A 20927-nucleotide genomic window follows, 5' to 3' on the forward strand; every position below is an offset into this window, starting at 1 on the left:
AAGTAGGAGAGTGTAAAACTTGCGACCATGCTTTTATAAATACTTAATTAGATTCTCTTTTTAAAAATGAATGCTGATCCTAATACCATTAATGAACCTAGGACAGACAATGCAATATTTTCTGTTTCTCCTGTTTTTGGTAAAACTTTCATTCTTCCGTCTGAACCTTTAACCGTTACTGTTCCGTCTTTTTGAACGTCTGCTCCAATTTCTTTAGCTTCAACTTTCTTTGTTGTTCCGTCTGCTAATTGAATAATCGGTTTACTATCTTCAACTGCGACAATCACAACGCCTGTATCTGTATTAACTGGGTTTTCGTTTGAATGCTTTTTTCCTAGCTTTTCTTTTATTGATAATTTAAAATATAAATCAAACAACTATTGTATGACAATAACGGGAGGATCCTATGAAAGAAGATAAAATACATGTTTTAAGTTTATTCATATCTAGTATAGTTTTATTCTTAATAACAATTATTTTTCACGAAATTGCTATCGGTCTGGTTATCGCATTAATTTGTTTTCCCATTAGTAATTCTATTGCAAAAAAAGGTTCTGTTGCAAAGTTTTCCAAAAAATCTATTTTAGTGTAAAATTGAGAAAAAAGACAGAGAAGACAGAGTAATGAATCATTTTAAAGGCAAACAATTCAAAAAAGACGTCATTATTGTCGCTGTTGGTTACTACCTGCGTTACAATCTAAGCTATCGTGAAGTTCAGGAATTGTTATATGATCGTGGAATAAATGTTTGTCATACTACGATTTATCGTTGGGTGCAAGAGTACAGCAAAGTCCTCTATGATCTTTGGAAGAAGAAAAATAGACAATCCTTCTATTCATGGAAAATGGACGAAACCTATATCAAAATTAAGGGACGTTGGCATTATCTTTATCGTGCAATTGATGCGGACGGCTTAACCTTAGATATCTGGTTACGAAAGAAACGGGATACGCAAGCAATTGTGACCGATAAAGCACCTTCTCTTGGCTCCGCCTTTAGAAAGTTACAGAGTGTGGGTTTATATACTAAGACAGAGCACCGAACTGTGAAGTATCTTAACAATTTAATAGAACAAGACCATCGACCTATTAAACGACGGAATAAATTTTATCAAAGTCTCCGTACAGCCTCTTCCACGATTAAGGGCATGGAGACCATTCGAGGAATATATAAAAAGAACCGAAGAAATGGAACGCTCTTCGGCTTTTCGGTGTCTACTGAAATCAAGGTATTAATGGGAATACCAGCCTAAGATATTTGGAGTTCAGAGAGGGCGCGTTTGATTTTCAAACTTTGCAACAGAACCCTTCACTTTATCGACAAACGCTATAACAAACGGATTCATTTGTAATTCATTTTCATGCGCATAATTTATTTCTGCTGTAAAAATTGGTACATTACTGGGCACCATTCCTAAAACTGACGCAGAAATCATTAAAATAGCACATACTTTTTTCATTTCGATTCAAACTCCTTCACATTTTTTAGTCTTTTAAATAAATACTAATACACCTATCACATTTATAACTCTATATTTTTTTTACACTTCAAAAAAATTATGCGGACAATCGTAGTTACTCTTATAACAAGCTATTCTTCTTATTAAAAAATTACAAGCGTTTACTATTCATTTTTTTATAGAAAATATGAATACAAAAAAACAACTATTCGTTTTATAAGAATAGTTGTTTTTGATATTAATTGTTAAACCCTTTTTTTCTCAAAAATCCACTTTTTCATGTAATACTGTACTTTTTTTGTCATCTTTCCTTAAAGCATCTAATTTGTTTAATTTATCATCAATTACCTAGTAGTTATCAATAACTTAAATCTACTCTTCTATTATTCCCGTTTATTTAAACTCATTTCGAAAATACTTATAAAAACAAGAATTACAACAAATTAATTAGCATAGTTAATTTGTTGTGTTTCCACCATTGGATAAACAATTAAGCTATCCTTCTCTAAATTTTCCTTATTCATATCCACAGCAGTAATTTGACTATTGTCATACGTACGATAGTAATAAATTCCCTTTTCCAGGTTACAACATGAAGAATAAATCGTATACTCATATTTTTCATCACCAACATCACACAATCCTTTTTGTTGTTCGACAGAACTTAAAATATGAAAAAATTGGCTAATACTTTCATATTCTGAACTTCTTGATACAGAATTTAACTTAGTAAAAGTTGCTTTTACAAATCTAGATACTGATGATAAATCTCCTGGCAACCCAATACCACCCATTCCTCTACTATAAATATCTAACTCTATTTGATCTGAAAAATTATTTTTTGGAGTTCTAGTTGAAAGTACACGATAATTGTTTAAATTAAATAATTGGTAATCAAATGTTGGGTTATTTGTTAATACGCCTACAGGATTATCAAATACACGTAAGCCTTCTTTCGTGCTTTCAACCACAATAGATTGCTCTTTATCAGCCAACAGCCAATGGAGAGGGGATAACGGAAGTTCATCACTAAAATTAATATTTACTAAATTAAGATTCTTCAATAATTTTTTTGCTTCATCTACAGTAGAGCATTGGCCCAATACCCAAGGAATAAACTCAAATGGAGAAACATTTTCTTTTCCTTCTTCAATTTTTTTATAATCTGCATAGCCTGAAAAGTTTAATCCAGCCATTCCTAATCCTTTTTCATTTATTGCATCATAATAAAGCGGATAATCAGCAATCCCAGCAGCAATTCCAATTATTGCAAAATGATGATCTAAATTTCCAACTTCTCGAAATGAAAACTTATAATTTCTCGGCGTAATAGTAACCACCTCATTATAAGAAATTTCATAATCAAAATTCCTTCCAAAGTAATGATCTTTTGATACATAAGTAATTGCTGTACACATAATCAATTCCTCCTATATACTAATTCAGTCACTAAAATAGTACACCCAATACTCTTTTTTATCAAATGGTTCTGTTGCAAAGTTTTAAATCTACTATCAAATAAGGTAGAATAATAGAAAAAGATAGCAGGAGGAATGACGGTGAATCATTTTAAAGGAAAGCAATTTCAGCAGGATGTGATTATTGTAGCCGTGGGCTACTATCTTCGTTATAACCTTAGCTATCGTGAAGTTCAAGAAATCTTATATGATCGTGGCATTAACGTTTCTCATACGACGATTTATCGTTGGGTGCAAGAATATGGCAAACTACTCTATCAAATTTGGAAAAAGAAAAATAAACAATCCTTTTATTCATGGAAAATGGATGAAACGTACATCAAAATTAAAGGAAAATGGCATTATTTGTATCGAGCCATCGATGCAGATGGTTTAACCTTGGATATTTGGTTACGTAAAAAACGGGACACACAAGCAGCCTATGCTTTTCTTAAGCGGTTAGTGAAGCAGTTTGATGAACCGAAGGTTGTAGTCACAGATAAAGCCCCCTCTATTACAAGTGCCTTTAAGAAACTAAAAGAATACGGCTTTTATCAAGGGACAGAACATCGTACCATTAAATACCTGAATAATTTGATTGAACAAGACCATCGTCCAGTAAAGAGACGCAATAAATTCTATCGAAGTTTACGCACTGCCTCTACCACGATTAAAGGCATGGAAGCCATTCGAGGATTATATAAGAAAACCCGAAAAGAAGGTACTCTCTTCGGGTTTTCGGTCTGTACTGAAATCAAGGTATTATTGGGAATCCCAGCTTAAATCATAGATACCGTAAGGGATTTTATTCTTTATTTAAAACTTTGCAACAGAACCCTCCTTTTTATTTGTAAATAGTCAATGGTCATTGGCAACGAAATTTTGGGGCTTCTTAACTGGTTGGGCTTCCTACGCTGAAATTAGTCCGGCCTTTGAATACAGTAGTTTCATTCAGCTGTTCTTTTACGTTGCTGCAGCATTGGTGTCTCTTTCTTGGTTTGCATTATTGCCGAAACGAAAGTTACCTTTAAGCGCCCTCGGAAAAGATACCCTCTACCCTTATCTCTTGCATATGCCCTTAATTATTCTGTTGGAAAGTGGTTTGCAATTAGACACACTCTTTAAAGAATGGTTTACTTTCCGAATCCTGGCACTTTTCTTCTTAGCCCTCTTCATTTTAGCTATTACGAATATGCCTGTGGTGAAACGGGGAGCGGATTATCTTTTTAATCCAATTGCGTATGTGTTGCCAAAACAATGGTTAAAAGTTAAATAAAAAAAGAAGAGCGTGGGACAAAAATCACTTTGGATTTTTGCTCCACGCTCAAAAACTGTTAAACGGCGAGAGTTGCAATGTTTCACTGTGAAGCATGAACAGATTAAATCATCGTACCTACTTGGTTTTTGGAGCTAAACACTTTTATCTCAGATTTTTTTCAACTATTGAAACAATCCTTTAATTTTATCAAACAAACCATCGGTCGTTGTATCAGCTAACATCGCTGTAATTTTATGATAGTGTTCGCCTAATTCATCTTTATGTTCTTCAATGAATTGTTGCGCATGTTCCACGTTACCTTCTCCAATTAAATCTTTTGCTTTTTGAACTAATTCTTCTACGTTCATTTTCACACGTCCTTTGATTAAATAGTTAACAATAAGTGTTTCACTCATTGCGTTTTCTCCTATTTATCGTATCGTGGGATCCTTTGATTTGCAAGAAATTTTCAGTAAATTGACGGTTCTGATTTTGGGTTTTTAAAAGACAAAAATTGCAAAAAAAGCTGTTTTCGAAAATCGAAAACAGCTTTTTTACTTTACTTCGCTAAACGATAAATCGCATCTGCATAAATAGCAGCTGCTCGGAATAAGTCATCTAATTCCATAAATTCGTTGGCTTGGTGCATTGTGTCTGTGTAGCCAGGGAACATTGCGCCATAGGCAACACCACGTTTTAATAAGCGGCCATAAGTACCGCCACCAATGATTTGTTCTTGGCCTTTTTCGCCTGTATGGTCTTCGTAAACTTGTAGTAACGTTGCCACCAATGGATCATCAACTGGTACATAATGCGGTTCTTGGTTGCGATCTCCTTGTGTTGCAGTGACCGTTTCACCGACTGTTGCTTGAACTTTTGCTTGTAATTCTTCTGCTGAAGTTCCTTTTGGATAGCGGAAGTTTAATGTTACTAAGCTATTTTCAGGATTTTCTGGATCAAAGTTAACAATCCCAGCGTTCATTGTCAATTTACCCATTTTTTCGTCTTCAAAAGCCACACCTAATTTTTCGCCATAAAAATCTTCATGGATAAATTCAGCAATGGTATTAATAAAGCTGTATGCGCCTTCTGCAAAGCTGTAATCATTTAAGAAAGTTGCCAAGAAAGTCGCTGCGTTAATTCCAGATTGTGGGCTAGCACCGTGAGCACCTTTACCAACTACATGGAAAGTCACTGTTTTATCTGAAAGTTCTGCGTTACCTGAAATTTTTGCTTCTTGTTTGATGAATGTTTCAAAGCTAGCAGCTAGTGAAGCCGCTTCGTCTGCTGAAGCAGCCGTTACAACAGCATCTGCTGTTCCCGGAACCATGTTTTCACGTAAGCCAGATTTGAAGCTTTCTAATTTATAATCAGCACCGTTACCGCCTCGGAAAGTTAAACGAATCGTCACATTTCCTTTTTCCCCATTAATAATTGGGAACTCAGCATCTGGTGAGAAACCAAAGTCTGGCGCTTCTTCATGTTGGAAATAGTAATCCATATCGCCCCAGCCGCTTTCTTCGTCACTTCCTACTACGAAACGAATTTTTTTAGACACGGGTAAGCCTAATTCTTTGATAATTTTCATTGCGTAATAAGCAGCCATACTTGGGCCTTTATCATCGCTTGCACCACGTGCATAAATTTTGCCATCTTTAATGACTGGTTCATAAGGATCTGTTTCCCAACCATCACCAGCAGGAACAACGTCCATATGACCAAAAATCCCTAACGTTTCGTCGCCTTCACCATATTCAATGTGTCCAGCGTAATTGTCGACATTTTTCACCGTAAAGCCATCACGTTCACCATACGCTAACATGTGTTTTAAGCCAGCAACTGGCCCAGGTCCAAAGGGCGCTTCAGGTGTTGCTTGTGCATCATCACGTTCACTGTTGATCCGTAATAAGTTTTGTAAATCTTCTAATAAGTCGTCTTTACGTGCTTCGACTTCTTTTGTCCAATCAATTGTCATTTGTTGTCACTCCTATTCATAAAGTTCTACATAGTCAATCATACCATTTTATGCAGAAAAAGAAAGAAACCCGACACTATTTTTCGAGAAAATTTTTATCTTTTCCGCAGAAAGGGCTGGGTTTTTGTTTATTTTAATTGAGGTATGATTGTTTAGGTTGTAGTTGTTGCAATTCGGCTTCTGTTAAGGGCCGATATTCCCCTAGTTCTAACGTTTCATCCAACCATAGTTCGCCCATTCGTAATCGTTTTAAATACGTCACAGGTTTGCCTACAGTGGCTAACATCCGTTTGACTTGATGGAATTTTCCCTCTTGAATCACTAAACGGACTACGGAAGTCCCTTCTTCCTCATTGATCGTCTCAATGACTAAACGACTTGGTTTAACCATTTCTCCATCTTTCAAGGCAAATCCTTGCGCAAACAGTTGACAATCTTCCGCTGTCACAAGTCCCTCAACTTCAGCTAAATATTCTTTATCCACATGCTTTTTGGGGGATAATAATTGATGCGCTAACTGGCCATCATTTGTTAATAGAAGCAAGCCTTCGGTATCTTTATCCAAGCGACCAACTGGGAACAAGTCGGCACGGTAATCCTGATCAGTTAACAAGTCAATTACCGTTTCATCTCGCTGATCTTCCGTCGCAGAAATGACACCTTGTGGCTTATGCAACATGTAATAAAAGAATTTCTGATACGTAAGAATTTCTCCCATCAAGGCAATTTGATCTGTTTCTTCATTTACTTGTGTTTTGGCTTCTTTTACGACGTCACCATTCACCGTAACGACTTTTTTCTTTAACAATTGTTTGATTTCTTTACGACTACCGATACCAACATCGGCTAAAAATTTATCTAAACGCATCGTCATTCCTCTTTCCTTTAAAAAAATAGCTTGGGACATAAATCGAATCGATCGATGTCTCAAGCCTTGTCTCTTAAGAGAATCTGCTGAAAGGAGTTCAATCAGCTATTATTTAATATTGAATTTTGCACGTAATTTTGCGGCATTTTTCCCTAATAAACGATCAGCTAAGCGAATCTTCAAGACCGAATAGCCATAAAAAGCGCCTCCTGCAGCAGCCACAATTACAACGATAATGAAGGCTTGGAAACGTCTAGTTGGATCTAAAAATAGATACAAGAACTGACGGAAAATCAAAGCGATAATCATCATGATGACTGTAATACAGAACATTAACAATGTTCGCCGTAAGGTTAATTTGTAATTAAAACGTGTCACTTGACGAATTCTTCTTAGAATCAATACGCAAGAAACCGTAAAGCCAATCATCGTTGCTAATAACGGACCGTAAACTTCAAATAAACGGATTGCGGGGAATTGCACGATTAATTTCACTGCTAAACCAATTCCTAAATAACGCATTGCGTCACGATTTTCATACATCCCCATCAACATATTTGACACTAACATATACAAGCCCAAGAATAAACTAGCGTAACAAGCTTGCACTAATAAAGAAGTACCTAAAGCATCTGGCATGTAAAAAACAGTGTATAGTGGTTGCGCTAAAACAATCATACCGAACGTTGCTGGCAACATTACAAACACAAAAAGTTGTAAATTATTACTAATCAAACGCGCTAACTCACGATGATTTTTTAAGGTGACCGCTTCTGTAATTAACGGTAATCCAGTAGCCGAAATCGAAGTCGCTAAAGCCACGACAATCATGGTTAATTTGTCCGGATTGGCATTAAAAATACCGAAAAGCTCTCGTAATTGGGTATCTGAATAATCCGTAAACAAACGCATAAAGTTTGAGAAAGTAAACTGATCGACAAGTTTAAAGACCGTCACCCCTGAGCCAACTACGATAAAAGGAATCGCCTCTTTAAAAGTTTCAATCAATAACTCTTTTGGAGCAATTTCATGTTCATTGGCGCTGTGTTCTTCTAAATAATCAAATAATGGTTTTTGTTTGTACATGTAATAACCTAAAACCGCAAAACTTGCGAGCATCCCAATAAATGCCGCAAAAGTGGCTTGGGTCACCGCTGTAACGTAATTACCTTCAAAGACTTTCATGATAATAAAAGCAGTTAATAACATGTAAAAAACTCGTGCTACTTGTTCAACAATTTGTGATAAAGCAAAGGGCATCATTTCTTGATTTCCTTGGAAATAACCGCGAATGACACTCATGCTTGGGAAAACTAAAACGGCTAAACTTAATGAACGCATCGTTGGAACTAATTCAGGTCCTCCGCCAGACAAAGCTGCTAATGCCGGAGATGCCAAATACATCACAATAGCAAAAACCACACCTAAGCCACCCATTAGTTGTAAGGCACGATAAAAAAGCTGTCGACTAATTTTATATTCGTTCAATGAATTATAATGCGAGGTCTGCTTGGCAATCGCACCTGGAATTCCGGCGGTAGAGATCATTAGGAATAAGGCATAAATCGTATACCCCATTGAAAACAAACTGTTCGCTTCGTTTCCGTGCTCGCCCATCCAAGCGTACCAGGGGATGATGTAAATCGCCCCTAACATGCGGGAGATAATATTACTAGCTGTCATCCAAGCTGAGCCTTTGACCATTTTTTCTTGGTTCGTCAGGATTGGTTGATCAACTGAATTTGGTTGATTGATCATTTTGTCCTCCAATATTCTTTGAGTATGCTTTCTTTATTTTAATTGTTCATCTTGGGATATGCAACGACTTTCTCGAAGAATTATCCTATTTTAACATTTCTCATGGATTTTCTCACGCTAACGAGATGGTTTTTTTAAAAGAAAAATAATGCTATAATGACATCAGTTTTGAAATTTCGTTGAAACGTTTGGAGGCAAAAAAAGTGACGATTTCATTATTCGCAATTCGCGATTGCTTAGAAAAAGAAGATTTATTAAAAGAATTTATTTCACCAGAAGGCTGGCACTTGACTCTTTCCGACACGTTAGGTCAACGAGAAGTAACGGCTCTTTCTTACGATTCGAGAGACGTAACAGCAGAAACACTCTTTTTTTGTAAAGGATTAAACTTTAAAGAAATCTATTTAGAAAATGCTGTAAAAGACGGCCTAGAAATCTATGTTTCTGAGGTGCCTTATGAGGTTCCAGCACAACTAGGAATTATCGTGACTGACATTAAAAAAGCAATGGCTGTGTTAAGCATGGCTTTTTATGATTATCCACAAAATAAATTAAAACTGATTGGCTTTACTGGAACCAAAGGTAAAACAACAGCGGCTTATTTCACCAAATATATTTTAGATGTTGCTACACAACAAAAAACAGCCTTGCTTTCTACCATGAATTCGACATTAGATGGCAAAACATTCTTTAAATCTGCCTTGACTACACCCGAATCTTTGGACTTGTATCGAATGATGGCAACCGCTGTTGCTAACGGGATGACTCATTTTATTATGGAAGTTTCTTCCCAAGCCTACAAAACTAATCGTGTCTACAAGTTATTTTTTGATGTCGGCATTTTTTTAAACATTACCCCCGACCATATCAGTCCAATTGAACATCCAACCTTTGACGATTACTTTTATTGCAAACGTCAATTGATTACACATTCTAAAGTCATTGTGTTGAATCACGAAGCTGATTATTTTCCATTACTTAAAGAAACCGCACAACAGCAAAAAGTCCCTGCCATTGTCTATGGCAGTCAGCCAGCTTCAGAAGTTGACTATTCATTCGCTGTTTCTTCAGAGGATTCCTTACGTTTTATCGTTGAAAGTCCTGCAGATGCGTTAGGATTGGCTGGCTCTTATCACCTTCGTTTAGGTGGTGATTTTAACAAAGGTAATGCGTTAAGTGCGGCGATTGCTAGTGTCCTTGTGGGAGCTTCAAAAGAAGAGTGTCAACAAGGGATCGCAGCAACCACCGTCCCTGGCCGGATGGAATCTTTAACGAATACCAACGGTGCAACCGTCTATGTTGATTACGCTCATAACTATGACAGTTTGAAGAATCTTTTAACCTTTGTCCGTGAAGAACATCCTGACGGCCGCTTAATTGTTCTTGTCGGTAGCACGGGAGACAAAGCGATTTCTCGCCGCAAAGACTTTGGTAGGGTTCTTTCTGAATTGGCTGATGTTGCAGTCCTAACAACCGATGACCCAGCCAGTGAAGATCCAGCAAAAATTTGCCAAGAAATTCAAGCCCATATTACCAAAGAAATGCCTGTTTACACCGTTTTAGATCGTGGCGAAGCAATTGCTCACGCATTATCTTTAAGCACAACGGCTGATGATGCGATTGTCTTAGCTGGTAAAGGCGCCGACCTTTATCAAAAAGTAAACGGCGTAGATGAACCTTACGCAGGAGACTTTGCCCTTGCGGAAGCTTTCATTAATAAAAAGAACTAAATCATTTAAACACACATGAAAAAAACAAGCTGCAACCACTTATCAGCAAAGGTTGCAGCTTGTTTTTTAAAGAACTTCTTTTATTTTCGTTACTTCTTCTTCTGATAAGCCATGACCGCCATCAACGAGCAAAAAGTCGACTGGGAAATGTTTCTTTAATTGATTAGCTAAAGAAAGAACTTGTCCCGGAATACTCAACTCATCCTGAGCCCCTGTTGTGACAATCACTTTTGTCGCAAACTCACCAGATACATATTGATAGCCTAAATTGCTTGGATGCAGTAAAATAACAGTGTTAGCAATAGTCGGGTTCTTTTCTAATAGGCCTAAAATAAAATTGGCACCGTTAGAGTACCCTATAAAAATAACTTCATCGTATAACTTTTGCGGTTGCCAAACTTCTTCTAGAAACGCCGTCACTCGCTCATCAAAGTTAGCACGAGGTAATGCTCCATTGACTAATGGCGCAAAAAAGCGTCGCTGTTCGCCTACACCTTCTGTTCCTAAGTAACTTAGAACACTCGCTTCTGGGTAAAGGGTTGCGATGGTGGTTAATAATTGATATTCATTGCCACCAGTACCATGGAAAGCGACAACTAATTGATTAGGTTTCGACCCTTTTTGAAAAAATTGTTTCATTTAATAAACCTCCAAGAAAGGAATTTTACTATGTATGCACAAATTCATCACATCTCTATTTTAAATCGATTGATAAAGCCTACATTTGACTTCTATCATAATACACTGGGATTAAAATTACTAATGAAAACGATCAACCAAGATGACCACACCATGTATCACTTGTTTTTCTCAGATAATGAGCAACGAACAGGTACCGAATTAACTTTTTTTGAATTGAATGATGGCCAAGATCAATCCTTTGGGACAAATACAATTGAACGAACTATTTTAAAAGTACCAACGCGCGCCTCTTTGGATTTTTGGGCAGAACGTCTTGAGCAAGCGGGTATCTGCCACTATGGTGTGGAAACATTTAACCAACACCCAATTTTGCGTTTTGAAGCGCCCGATAATACGCAAATGGCGCTTGTTCCGTTACGTGAATTTGAAAATGCGGAAGATTATTTTCCAGCTGAGCATTCTGAAATTCCAGTAGAACATGCAATTTTAGGCATTGATGCAATTCAATTACGCGTCCAATATGCCGCAGCTACCAAACAACCTTTAGTGGATTATTTACATTGGCATGAAAAAGAAACAGTACCTTTTTTTGAAACTGCGCATGAAGTAACCGTTCTGGAAAATCATCATCCACAGTTTTATCAAGAGGTGCACATCATTGATGACCGTACCAATCCGCTTGCCATTGAAGGAATTGGTGGCGTTCATCACGTCGCCTTTGGGGTGGAAGATACGCAAGAATTAACGCAAGTTGATAGCCTGTTAGAGGAAAAGAATTTTACAAACTCAGGAATTAAAGACCGCGAATTTTTCAAATCATTGTATTTTAGAGAACCGAACCACTTGTTATTTGAAGTAGCCACACAAAAAGGCCTGCTAGATGCCGAAGCCTATGAAAATCAAAGCTCAAACTTTGATGAAATCCCCCTTTATTTGCCTCACTTTTTGGCAGATCAAAGAGAACGAATCGAAGCGATTTTAGCACAACAACGCCATGAGTAAACAAAAATAGCGGTTAGAACCGCTATTTTTGTTTTTTAATATCCTATTATTGCCCTTTTTTGAAAAAAAGGAGTACACTAATAGTAGATGAACTGCGCAAGGAGGTGAGTACATGTTATCTAAGGAAGAAGTTCTACACTTATTGAACGAAGCAAAAAAAGAAGTCGATCGTTTAGAAACAAACCGCCAAGAAGATTTAGGTAATTCAATCAACTATATTGAAAATGAATTACAGCTCCAACGTGTCTTATCTCAAGTGGAAGCTTATGAAAAAGTACTTGGTTAATTGATTACGCATTAAATGAGAGAGGAGCAACCAGATTCAGGTGAATGAATCTGGTTGCTCCTCTCTCATTTTTTACTAGACTAATTCGTAAGCAAGTTCTCGTGCAATAATTTTTGCGGTTGTTTCAGCGATTTCTCCAGTAAAGCCAATGCATTGTTCCATATGTTCAGGTGAACCCATCGTCATTTTACTTGTCAAAATACTGCAGCAAACCACTCGATGCTTTTGTCGAAAACTTTGATGCAATTCGTTGGCTAAAGCCATCGTTTTATTTACTTGTTCTCCTTTGGCTTCTGTCCGACCAAAAAAGTAGCCCAGACACATAACCCCGCCTGAAAGAGCACCACAAATACACTTCGCTCCTCCAACACCTACAGGAAACCCAGAAGCCATGGCCACAGCTTCAATGGGAATCTCCGCATCGAAGTGCTGCCGAATGGTCGCCACAATCGCTTCCGAGCAATAAAAATCACCGTTACGATAATAGGCTTCCGCTTCTTCCCTGATTGCTTGTAAACAAATTCTCTTTTTCAAAATGCCCTCCACTCTGTATCCGCTTTCATTTTATGAATAAAAGGACGCCAAGCATCCCTTTATTTTATAGATTTTCTGCAGAGGTAAATACTTCTGACACATCATCATCGTCTTCTAACTTGTCAACCAAGCGCTCTAATTGCGCTTTTTGTTCATCGTTCAAGGTTAGTAAGGTTTGCGGAACCATTGTTAATTCAGCTTGTGCTAATGAATAACCTGCTTGTTCTAAAGCATCGCGAACCGCTGTAAAATCTTCTGGTACTGTGTAAATTTCAAATACTTCTGGTGATGTTTCTAAATCCTCGCCGCCTGCTTCCAAAACGACTTCTAGCATGTCGTCTTCCTCAATTGCATGATCTTCTCTCTTAATGACAATATAGCCTTTACGATCAAACATATAATTCACCGAACCCGTTTCACCTAAAGAGCCACCATTTCGAGTAAACGCGACGCGAACATTGGTGGCCGTTCGGTTGCGGTTATCTGTTAGTGCATGAACTAAAACTGCCACGCCACCTGGCCCGTATCCTTCATAAGTTACCTCGTCATAATGTTCCCCTTCACCAGCACTACTGGCTTTTTTTATGGCGCGAGCAATATTATCATTGGGCATATTGGCTGACTTAGCTTTATCGACTGCTAAACGTAAAGCAGGATTCATTGCGGGGTCAGGGCCACCTGCTTTTGCCGCCATATAGATTTCCCTTGAAACTTTTTGGAAAATTTTCCCACGTTTGGCATCTTGCGCATTTTTACGCCCTTGAATGTTGCTCCATTTGCTGTGTCCTGACATCCTTGATTCCTCCTGACTTTTCGTTACTATTCTCCTTTATTCTACTCTTCTTTTCAGTTAGGAACAAGCGCTACCAAAAAAAGACCCTCGCTTATCCATCTTTCTGACGAATAAACGAAGCTCTTCTAAATTAGCGTCTTCTTTTTTTATTTTTCTTCAAACCATGAACCACCAAACAAATAACGATGGCTGTCAAAGCACCCATGGCATCCAACATAACATCTTGAAAAAGAGGGGTCCTTCCGCCTGTGATCATTTGATGAAATTCATCTAAACCTGCATAGCCAGTAGCAGCTAGCCAGGAAACAACAGCTGTTAAAAACAGACCTTTGATTCTTGGCACTAATCCAATAAACCAACTACCACCTAATAGAAAATACGTACCAAAATGGGCTCCCTTACGAATAAAAAATTCAACAAATTTACTATAACCACTAGCTTGAATGCTCACTTCACTGCCAGCATATTGAAAAGAAATGTTTTTTAATTGTTCTTCAAAAGGATGACTGCCCAGAAGTTTATCTAAAAGACCAACTTGTGATTGCTGTTCATACGTCTGTGATGAACTGAAAAATAAAATGGCCATAATAACAAACGCAATGACTAAATATAAATTACTATCTTTCAAATAATTTTTCATATAATCCTCTTTTCTTGGTTTCAAGTTGCCCCGTGTCTGCCACGGAAAATTCTTTTTTATTATAGTCGGTTTCGAGGGAAAAAGAAACAACTTCTCTTAGGTCTTATGATATACTGAAAAGAAAAAAATGAAAGAAGGATTGGATATGACCTATTCTATTACATGGGATTTAGACAGTATTTTCCCCAATGGGAGCGAGTCCAAAGAACTTAGCCAACGAATGACTCAATTAACCGAACAGACAAAAGAGTACCATCAATTAATCACAGAATGGACACCAGAAAGTGCCCAAGGCAAAGAACAATTTGCTGAAATCTTAACGTTACAAGGGAAAATCTCAAATGGCTTTTCACAATGTAATAGTTTTTTAACTGCTTTAATTTCTGCTAATACTAATGATACCAAGGCCAAAATTTTATCAGGCGATTTATACAATCTGTTGCCAGCGATTCAATTAGCTGAAACCATTTTTACTAAAAAAATCACCGAGATTTCAGCAGAACATTGGCAAGCCCTGTTAGCCGAAGAACCGTTCAAAACAATGGCTTTTCGCTTAAATGAATTACGCCGTGATGGAAAAAAACTGCTTTCCGAACAAGAAGAAAATATCATCAATACGCTTTCTCTAGATGGTTTAAATGCTTGGAGTACACATTACGATACGATTGTTGCTTCCATTGTGATTCCTTTTGAAGAAAAAGATGGCTCTGTGACAGAACTATCTGCAGGCCAAGCCTTTAACCGCATGATGGGAGATCCTGATAAAAAGGTTCGTCAACGTTTGTTTACAGCCTGGGAGAAAGCTTGGAGTGGCAAAGCTTCAATTTTAGCAGACACCCTAAATCACTTGGATGGGTTCCGTTTATCTGATTACAAATTGCATGGCACTACAGATTATTTAGAAAATCCCTTAAACTATAATCGAATGAGTCAAGAAACATTAACGGTTATGTGGGAAACCATCCAAAAAAATAAACAACCATTCGTCGACTTTCTAACGCGCAAAGCGCAATTATTCGGTAAAGAAAAAATGGATTGGCAAGACCAAGATGCGCCAATTATTTTAGGTGATTTAGAAGAAAAAACGTATTCCTTTGATCAAGCCGCTGCCTTTATTTTAGAAAATTTCCGTAAATTCAGTCCAAAAATGGCTGATTTTGCCCAAATGGCTTTTGAAAAAAGTTGGATTGAAGCTGAAGATCGTCCAGGCAAACGTCCTGGGGGTTATTGTACAGAATTACCTGAAACACAAGAGTCGCGTATTTTCATGACCTTTGGCAATTCAATCAACGAAGTAGCTACTTTAGCCCATGAATTAGGTCACGCTTTCCATAGTAGCGTGATGTGGGATTTACCTTCATTGAATCGAGAGTATGCCATGAACGTAGCAGAAACGGCTAGTACCTTTGCAGAATTGATTGTTGCTGACGCCACCTTAAAAGAGGCCAAATCAGACGTTGAAAAGATTAACCTTTTAGACACAAAAATGCAAAATGCCATTGCCATGTTTATGAACATTCATGCGCGTTTTATCTTTGAAAATAATTTTTATCAAGCGCGCCAAAAAGGTTTAGTAGCGGAAGAAGATATTACTGAATTAATGTTAGCGGCGCAAAAAGAAAGCTACAAAGATAGTCTTGGCAGTTATCATCCTCATTTCTGGGCGAGCAAATTGCACTTCTTTATTGATGATGTGCCTTTCTATAATTTCCCATATACTTTTGGCTATCTATTCAGCATGGGTATCTATGCGTATGCCAATCAACAAGGCAGCTCTTTTGAAGACCAATACATTGCGTTATTAAGAGACACTGCTTCGATGACAAGCGAAGAATTAGCGAAAAAACATTTAAATGTTGACTTAACAAAACCTGATTTCTGGCAAGCCGGCATTGATCAAGTCCTAAAAGATGTGGAACAATTCATGACTTTAACTGAAAACTATGTAAACTAAGCAAAAAAGAAGCAGTAACCAACATCAGGTTACTGCTTCTCTTTTTTTCAAATAGTTTCGATACGCAAGGTAGCCCACAAGCATTAGTCCAAACGTAACAAATTCAACTACGGGCATGGCTAACCAAACACCGGTTAATCCTAGTAATTTCACCAAAATAAATAAAACTGGCACAATTAAAAAGAATCCACGCAAAGAGGAAATCATTAGCGCCATTTTCGGTTTACGAACTGCCGAAAAGTAATAAATCCCCATAAAATTCAATCCTGTAAACAAGAAGGAAATCGCATATAAGCGGATGGCTGTCCTAGCAATTTGCGCCAACTGGTCGTTCCCTTCGCTATTAAAGACCTCAATAATTTGTCCCGTAAACACTTGACTGATTAAAAAAAACAGGAAGCCGGCAACCAAGTACGTAATAAAGCTAAGTTTAACAAATTTACGCAACACCTTCGTTTCCCCTAAACCATAGTATCGGCTGAGTAATGGTTGCGCCCCTTGCCCAATCCCTGTAAAAATGGCAATCACAATAATATTGAGGTTGGCAACAATCGCATAAGCTGAAATCGCCACATGACCAACTAAGTTTAACAAAACAATATTAAATAAAAACATGACAAAGGCCGAAGAAAATTCATTTAAAAAGGAGGAAAAACCAATCGACATAATTTCTCGAACATCCTGAAATTTCACTTTAAACTTTTCAAAACGTAAAACTCGTTGCGGCGACCACTTATGCAACGTAATCAGGATTAAGCTTGTTAACGGTGACATCACCGTTGCAATGGCCGCACCTGCCATACCCCACCCAAATTGATAAATAAAGACATAATCCAAAATAATGTTGACAATTCCCCCACTGACAAAAGCAATCGTTGCCAAACGAGGATTATGGTCATTTCTTAAAAAAGTAATCAGGCAATTGTTTAAAATAAATAATAATGAACAGCTAAGGTAAATCATATAATATTCCTTTGCCAAACCAAACAAGACACCGGTCCCCTGAAGTCCCCGAATAATTTGATTGGAAAAAATCAAGCTCACTAAAGTAAAGAGACTCCCTATAACGAAAACTAACCCAATCGTTAAACTAAAATACTGATTGGCTTTTTTGATTTCTTTTTGCGCAACCGTGGTCGAAAACAACGTAGCGCCGCCAACGCCAAACATCCAACCTAATCCATTAATAATATTAACGAGTGGTAAGACAATGTTAAGCCCCGCCAACGCCTCGGTGCCGATTCCATTTGCAATGAAAAATGTGTCCGCCAAAATAAAAATTGATTGTGCCGCCATACTTAAAATTCCTAACAGAACATTTTTATAAAACAACGCAGTAAAATGGTTTTGCTGTGTTTGCTCCATACCCAAATCTCCTTCTAACAAAAAAAGGACTCATTCTTTTTGCTTCAAGGCTTACGCAAAAATCAGAATCCTTCAATTATTCAACCCAGCGATTAAATAATCTGTCTATTTATTGATACTTCTAGGGTAGCATTCTCTCTTCGAAAAAACAACCATCCTTTTATTTTTCTCATTTTAAACTTTCTTAAGCAGTTGCAGTTGTTTTTGAACCACTTGCCAATCTTCTTTCACGACTTCTTTTAAACGATAATTATAAAAGACAGCCGCTGGATGGAAGAGTGGAATGATTTGATAGGTTTTCTGCGTCCAATGATAGTTTTGTGATTGCTCATCAAATGTTTGAATGGGCGACTGAATGACCGTTCCGTGCACTGCAGTGATTGTTGGCTTTGGTCCTAAAAGTCGTTGCAACCCAATATTCCCCAGTGTCAAAATTAGTTCAGGTTGGCAAACAGCGATTTCCCAATCAAGCAAAGGCGCAAAAATTTTGATTTCTTCTTTGGTTGGCGTTCGATTAGGAAATTTGGTTACTCTTTCTCCCGTTTTTGCAATCTGCTTCGTTTTTACAGAAAAAGGTCGACTCCTAACCGCACTGGTGATATACACCGTTTCACGACTTAAGCCAACTTGTTGTAATTGTTCCATCAACAATTGACCTGAACGCCCTATAAATGGTACGTTTTCTTTAATTTCTTCTTTTCCAGGGGCTTCCCCAATCAGCATCACTTTTGGCTGTTGCGGACCTTGACCTTCCACAAACCCTTCTAATGGTAAGTCTTTTGCTTTAGCTAAAACTGCTTTTTTCAGATGTTCAGGATAGTGCATTTACCATCACGCCTCTCTTCTGGTGTTCTTCCTTCGCTATATTAATTATAAATAGGACCCAAAAGAAACTCAAAAAAAGGGACCTACTCATTTAGGAGCTGGTTTTTCTACACACAAAGCTTTGTCTTTAGCTAGATAAAAAGGCCGTAAGTAACCAACTAAATTAGACATTGGTAAAACCTCCGATGGTAAATCAATCTTTAATGTCTCTTTTAAATAGGCTTTGCGTGTCGCAATCCGTTGCCACATGTCTGGATAAGTTTGCTGAATCTCTTTTTGCAATGTTTCATCAGCCAAAGCCACACATTCTTCTGCACTCACCCCTGTATAACCAGGTACAGAAGGAATAATATCCACTTGAAAGAGCATGCCACTTTCCAAGCGAATGGCTGAATCTGGATAAATAGGCGACGACATCCATTCATCATCCGAAACTAAATGCCCAGGATTCAAATGCCAGTGATAGATTTCTTTTGGTAACTGTTCTTCAATCGCTTGGTACATTTCTCGTCCTAACAGTCCGATTCGAATGGTTTCAAGCCAGTGAACGACAGCTTGAAAATAGGGTTTTGCTACGCGCTCTAAATAATCACGTTGCGCTTCTGGCAATTGCTGCTCGTTTTCAATAACAAAACCTGTTCGGCTAGACAAGCCGCCTTTGTAGCCTGTAGTTAATGATAAGGCATCACCTAACTGAATTTCTTTGGCAGTCGGATACATGTTTGCATATTCAAAACGTTGACCAGTTGCCGCAATGGTTACTACCGTCGGCGTTTGACCTTCATCATTTAACAAAGCCCCAATGTCCGTTTCACGCTGTCCTACTTCAATTGCATTTAAGGCCTTTAACATACTGCGAGAAGCCAAATTCGCCCCATATTCATAGTGCGCCAATTCGTTGGCATTATTTGTTGTGCGGGCCCCCTTTGCTCCAATCAATAAGTGGGTCCCATTTAGTAAACGAGCTTCTTTAGGTAGCGCTTTTTTCAGTGCTTCGACAATAAAATGTGGCACATCAAACATCGTAGCGGGTTCTTGCTGTTGTGTCGTAAACATTTTCCAACCAACGATACCTATTTTTTGAGCAGTTTCATCGAGAAGCGTTTCAAAAATCTGCAACAACTTTTGTTCCCCAGCCATTGGTTGATTAGGTAGCGAAAAAGCTGGATAATGAATTAAATCGGCTGAGATGCGGGCATGTTGGCACAGTTTTAAATTTTCATTGCCTAAAATAAGTGTCGTCGCACCATCCTTATTTAACACAAGGAGTCCTTCTTCAAACCTCGGAATAAAGCCAGTTAAGTATTCAAAATTACTGCCATGCTCTTTGTCTGCATAGAAAACTAATTGATCGAATTTTTCTGTTTCCATTCGTTGTAATACTTTCTGCTTACGCGCCATCATCGTTTCATTCGTCAAATACGTTGGAAAAACATTCTCAAAAACAGTAGGTTCAGCAATATGTGTATAATTAATTTTTCGCTTCATTATTATCCTCCATTATTCATCTGCGACAATCAACGTTACGCCTGCTTGCGCTAACTGCTCACAGAATTTTTCATCAGGTCGTGTATCTGTCACTAAACAATCAATTTCTGTTAATTCGCAAATTTTAAATAAACCCGTTTTGTTTAATTTCGTTTGGTCTGCTAAGGCAATGACTTGTTTGCCTTGTTGAATCATTCGCCGTTTGACTTGACCTTCTTCTTCTGTGTGAATAAATAATCCCTGTTCAGATAACGCAAACACACCTAATAATGTATAGTCGGGGGCAAATTCCCCAACCTTAGCGACTGTTTCTGCCCCAAACAAAAAGAGTTGTTGTTTATGCAGTTGCCCAGGTAATACTGTAATTTTTGTCTGATCCATTTGCGCTAGAAGTAGCGCATGACTGAGAGAGTTCGTGATCGCGTGAATCGGACTATTTTCCATCGCTCGAATAGCTGCTTCCACCGTGGTTGATGAATCAAAAAAAATGGACGCTTGTTTGGGAATATTTGCCCAAACTTTTTGGGCAATGGCTTGTTTTTTCTCTGGATGCTTCATTATTCGTTGAGCATAATCATAAATAGTTGCTTCAGACTGCACTGAGATAGCGCCACCGTGCGTTCTCTTTAAATGTCCTTCCTTTTCTAAACGAATTAAATCTCGTCGAATAGTATCTTTTGAAACGGAGACTTGCTCCGCTAACGCTTCCATGGAAATACTTTTTTGTTCATTCACTATTTTTTGAATCTTGGCTAAACGTTCTTCAATCAACATGTTTCCTCACCTCTTCTAAGTAAAGATAGCATCTTTTGCATTATTTTGCAAACAAATGCAAAATAATGCAAACAAGACAAAAAAACTAGTCCTTCATTTTCTAACGAAGGGCTAGTTT

The 20927-nt window shown here is 37.8% G+C and carries 22 protein-coding genes and 1 pseudogene; 8 read left to right on the forward strand and 15 right to left on the reverse strand.

Going from position 1 to position 20927, the window contains the following annotated elements:
• Window positions 1-47 precede the first annotated feature (47 nt).
• Complete coding sequence (locus tag IGL80_RS11690; protein WP_002358661.1) at window positions 48-377, reverse strand: LPXTG cell wall anchor domain-containing protein; 330 nt, start codon at window positions 375-377, stop codon at window positions 48-50.
• Between the two features lie 29 nt (window positions 378-406).
• On the opposite strand from IGL80_RS11690, the gene IGL80_RS11695 reads away from it, so the two are divergent.
• A complete protein-coding gene (locus IGL80_RS11695) occupies window positions 407-592 on the forward strand; it encodes a hypothetical protein (protein ID WP_002358660.1) in 186 nt (61 codons plus the stop codon).
• A gap of 31 nt (window positions 593-623) precedes the next feature.
• Complete coding sequence (locus IGL80_RS11700) at window positions 624-1253, forward strand: IS6 family transposase (RefSeq protein ID WP_002358659.1); 630 nt, start codon at window positions 624-626, stop codon at window positions 1251-1253.
• Window positions 1254-1265: 12 nt separating this feature from the next.
• Here the strand turns inward: IGL80_RS11700 and IGL80_RS11705 are convergent, their stop codons facing one another.
• A complete protein-coding gene (locus IGL80_RS11705) occupies window positions 1266-1460 on the reverse strand; it encodes a hypothetical protein (protein ID WP_002358658.1) in 195 nt (64 codons plus the stop codon).
• A 443-nt stretch (window positions 1461-1903) separates the two neighbouring features.
• Window positions 1904-2878 (reverse strand): choloylglycine hydrolase, encoded by a 975-nt coding sequence (bsh, locus tag IGL80_RS11710; protein ID WP_002355428.1) that lies wholly within the window; start codon window positions 2876-2878, stop codon window positions 1904-1906.
• Window positions 2879-3019: 141 nt separating this feature from the next.
• Between bsh and IGL80_RS11715 the strand changes: the two genes are divergently transcribed.
• Together IGL80_RS11715 and IGL80_RS11720 are read left to right on the forward strand one after the other, a co-directional pair.
• Window positions 3020-3700, forward strand: a complete 681-nt coding sequence (locus IGL80_RS11715) for an IS6-like element IS1216 family transposase (RefSeq protein WP_010713561.1) — start codon at window positions 3020-3022, stop codon at window positions 3698-3700.
• Window positions 3701-3755: 55 nt separating this feature from the next.
• Window positions 3756-4193: pseudogene (locus IGL80_RS11720) on the forward strand (acyltransferase family protein); the annotation flags it as partial.
• A 164-nt stretch (window positions 4194-4357) separates the two neighbouring features.
• On the opposite strand, the gene IGL80_RS11725 reads toward IGL80_RS11720, so the two are convergent.
• From IGL80_RS11725 to IGL80_RS11740, 4 genes are all read right to left on the reverse strand, one after another.
• A complete protein-coding gene (locus tag IGL80_RS11725) occupies window positions 4358-4591 on the reverse strand; it encodes a hypothetical protein (protein ID WP_002355504.1) in 234 nt (77 codons plus the stop codon).
• 143 nt (window positions 4592-4734) lie between these two features.
• Window positions 4735-6150, reverse strand: coding sequence for a dipeptidase PepV (gene pepV, locus IGL80_RS11730; protein ID WP_002358655.1), 1416 nt, complete (start codon window positions 6148-6150; stop codon window positions 4735-4737).
• 133 nt (window positions 6151-6283) lie between these two features.
• Complete coding sequence (locus IGL80_RS11735; RefSeq protein ID WP_002355501.1) at window positions 6284-7018, reverse strand: pseudouridine synthase; 735 nt, start codon at window positions 7016-7018, stop codon at window positions 6284-6286.
• Window positions 7019-7126: 108 nt separating this feature from the next.
• Window positions 7127-8776, reverse strand: a complete 1650-nt coding sequence (locus tag IGL80_RS11740) for a putative polysaccharide biosynthesis protein (protein WP_002364837.1) — start codon at window positions 8774-8776, stop codon at window positions 7127-7129.
• Between the two features lie 203 nt (window positions 8777-8979).
• On the opposite strand from IGL80_RS11740, the gene IGL80_RS11745 reads away from it, so the two are divergent.
• The gene (locus IGL80_RS11745; RefSeq protein ID WP_002373306.1) at window positions 8980-10506 is read left to right on the forward strand and encodes a UDP-N-acetylmuramoyl-L-alanyl-D-glutamate--L-lysine ligase; all 1527 of its coding nucleotides are present in this window, start codon (window positions 8980-8982) and stop codon (window positions 10504-10506) included.
• Between the two features lie 66 nt (window positions 10507-10572).
• On the opposite strand, the gene IGL80_RS11750 is transcribed toward IGL80_RS11745, so the two are convergent.
• Window positions 10573-11145: an alpha/beta hydrolase gene (locus IGL80_RS11750; protein ID WP_002358653.1), complete on the reverse strand. Its 573-nt coding sequence runs from the start codon at window positions 11143-11145 to the stop codon at window positions 10573-10575.
• 30 nt (window positions 11146-11175) lie between these two features.
• Between IGL80_RS11750 and IGL80_RS11755 the strand changes: the two genes are divergently transcribed.
• Together IGL80_RS11755 and IGL80_RS11760 are read left to right on the forward strand one after the other, a co-directional pair.
• Window positions 11176-12150 carry a ring-cleaving dioxygenase gene (locus IGL80_RS11755; RefSeq protein ID WP_002358652.1) on the forward strand — a complete coding sequence of 325 codons (975 nt, stop codon included), beginning with the start codon at window positions 11176-11178 and terminating at the stop codon, window positions 12148-12150.
• A 112-nt stretch (window positions 12151-12262) separates the two neighbouring features.
• Window positions 12263-12436 carry a hypothetical protein gene (locus IGL80_RS11760; RefSeq protein ID WP_002355495.1) on the forward strand — a complete coding sequence of 58 codons (174 nt, stop codon included), beginning with the start codon at window positions 12263-12265 and terminating at the stop codon, window positions 12434-12436.
• A gap of 75 nt (window positions 12437-12511) precedes the next feature.
• Here the strand turns inward: IGL80_RS11760 and IGL80_RS11765 are convergent, their stop codons facing one another.
• The 3 genes from IGL80_RS11765 to IGL80_RS11775 all read right to left on the reverse strand — a co-directional run bounded on the left by IGL80_RS11765 (window position 12512) and on the right by IGL80_RS11775 (window position 14403).
• Window positions 12512-12982, reverse strand: a complete 471-nt coding sequence (locus IGL80_RS11765; RefSeq protein ID WP_002384891.1) for a C-GCAxxG-C-C family protein — start codon at window positions 12980-12982, stop codon at window positions 12512-12514.
• 52 nt (window positions 12983-13034) lie between these two features.
• Entirely contained in the window at window positions 13035-13763 is a 729-nt protein-coding gene (locus IGL80_RS11770) for a YebC/PmpR family DNA-binding transcriptional regulator (RefSeq protein ID WP_002358651.1), read from the reverse strand.
• A gap of 130 nt (window positions 13764-13893) precedes the next feature.
• Window positions 13894-14403, reverse strand: coding sequence for a VanZ family protein (locus IGL80_RS11775; RefSeq protein ID WP_002355488.1), 510 nt, complete (start codon window positions 14401-14403; stop codon window positions 13894-13896).
• A 127-nt stretch (window positions 14404-14530) separates the two neighbouring features.
• On the opposite strand from IGL80_RS11775, the gene IGL80_RS11780 reads away from it, so the two are divergent.
• Window positions 14531-16357, forward strand: coding sequence for a M3 family oligoendopeptidase (locus IGL80_RS11780; RefSeq protein WP_002394654.1), 1827 nt, complete (start codon window positions 14531-14533; stop codon window positions 16355-16357).
• A 24-nt stretch (window positions 16358-16381) separates the two neighbouring features.
• On the opposite strand, the gene IGL80_RS11785 is transcribed toward IGL80_RS11780, so the two are convergent.
• From IGL80_RS11785 to IGL80_RS11800, 4 genes are all read right to left on the reverse strand, one after another.
• Window positions 16382-17722: an MATE family efflux transporter gene (locus tag IGL80_RS11785; protein WP_002358649.1), complete on the reverse strand. Its 1341-nt coding sequence runs from the start codon at window positions 17720-17722 to the stop codon at window positions 16382-16384.
• A 174-nt stretch (window positions 17723-17896) separates the two neighbouring features.
• The gene (locus tag IGL80_RS11790) at window positions 17897-18547 is read right to left on the reverse strand and encodes a uracil-DNA glycosylase (protein WP_002355481.1); all 651 of its coding nucleotides are present in this window, start codon (window positions 18545-18547) and stop codon (window positions 17897-17899) included.
• Between the two features lie 87 nt (window positions 18548-18634).
• Complete coding sequence (locus IGL80_RS11795; RefSeq protein ID WP_002358648.1) at window positions 18635-20035, reverse strand: M24 family metallopeptidase; 1401 nt, start codon at window positions 20033-20035, stop codon at window positions 18635-18637.
• A gap of 12 nt (window positions 20036-20047) precedes the next feature.
• Window positions 20048-20809 carry a DeoR/GlpR family DNA-binding transcription regulator gene (locus IGL80_RS11800; RefSeq protein WP_002375902.1) on the reverse strand — a complete coding sequence of 254 codons (762 nt, stop codon included), beginning with the start codon at window positions 20807-20809 and terminating at the stop codon, window positions 20048-20050.
• Window positions 20810-20927: the final 118 nt, after the last annotated feature.

The sequence above is a fragment of the Enterococcus sp. DIV2467a genome (genome assembly GCF_050532945.1).
Lineage (GTDB): Bacteria > Bacillota > Bacilli > Lactobacillales > Enterococcaceae > Enterococcus > Enterococcus faecalis.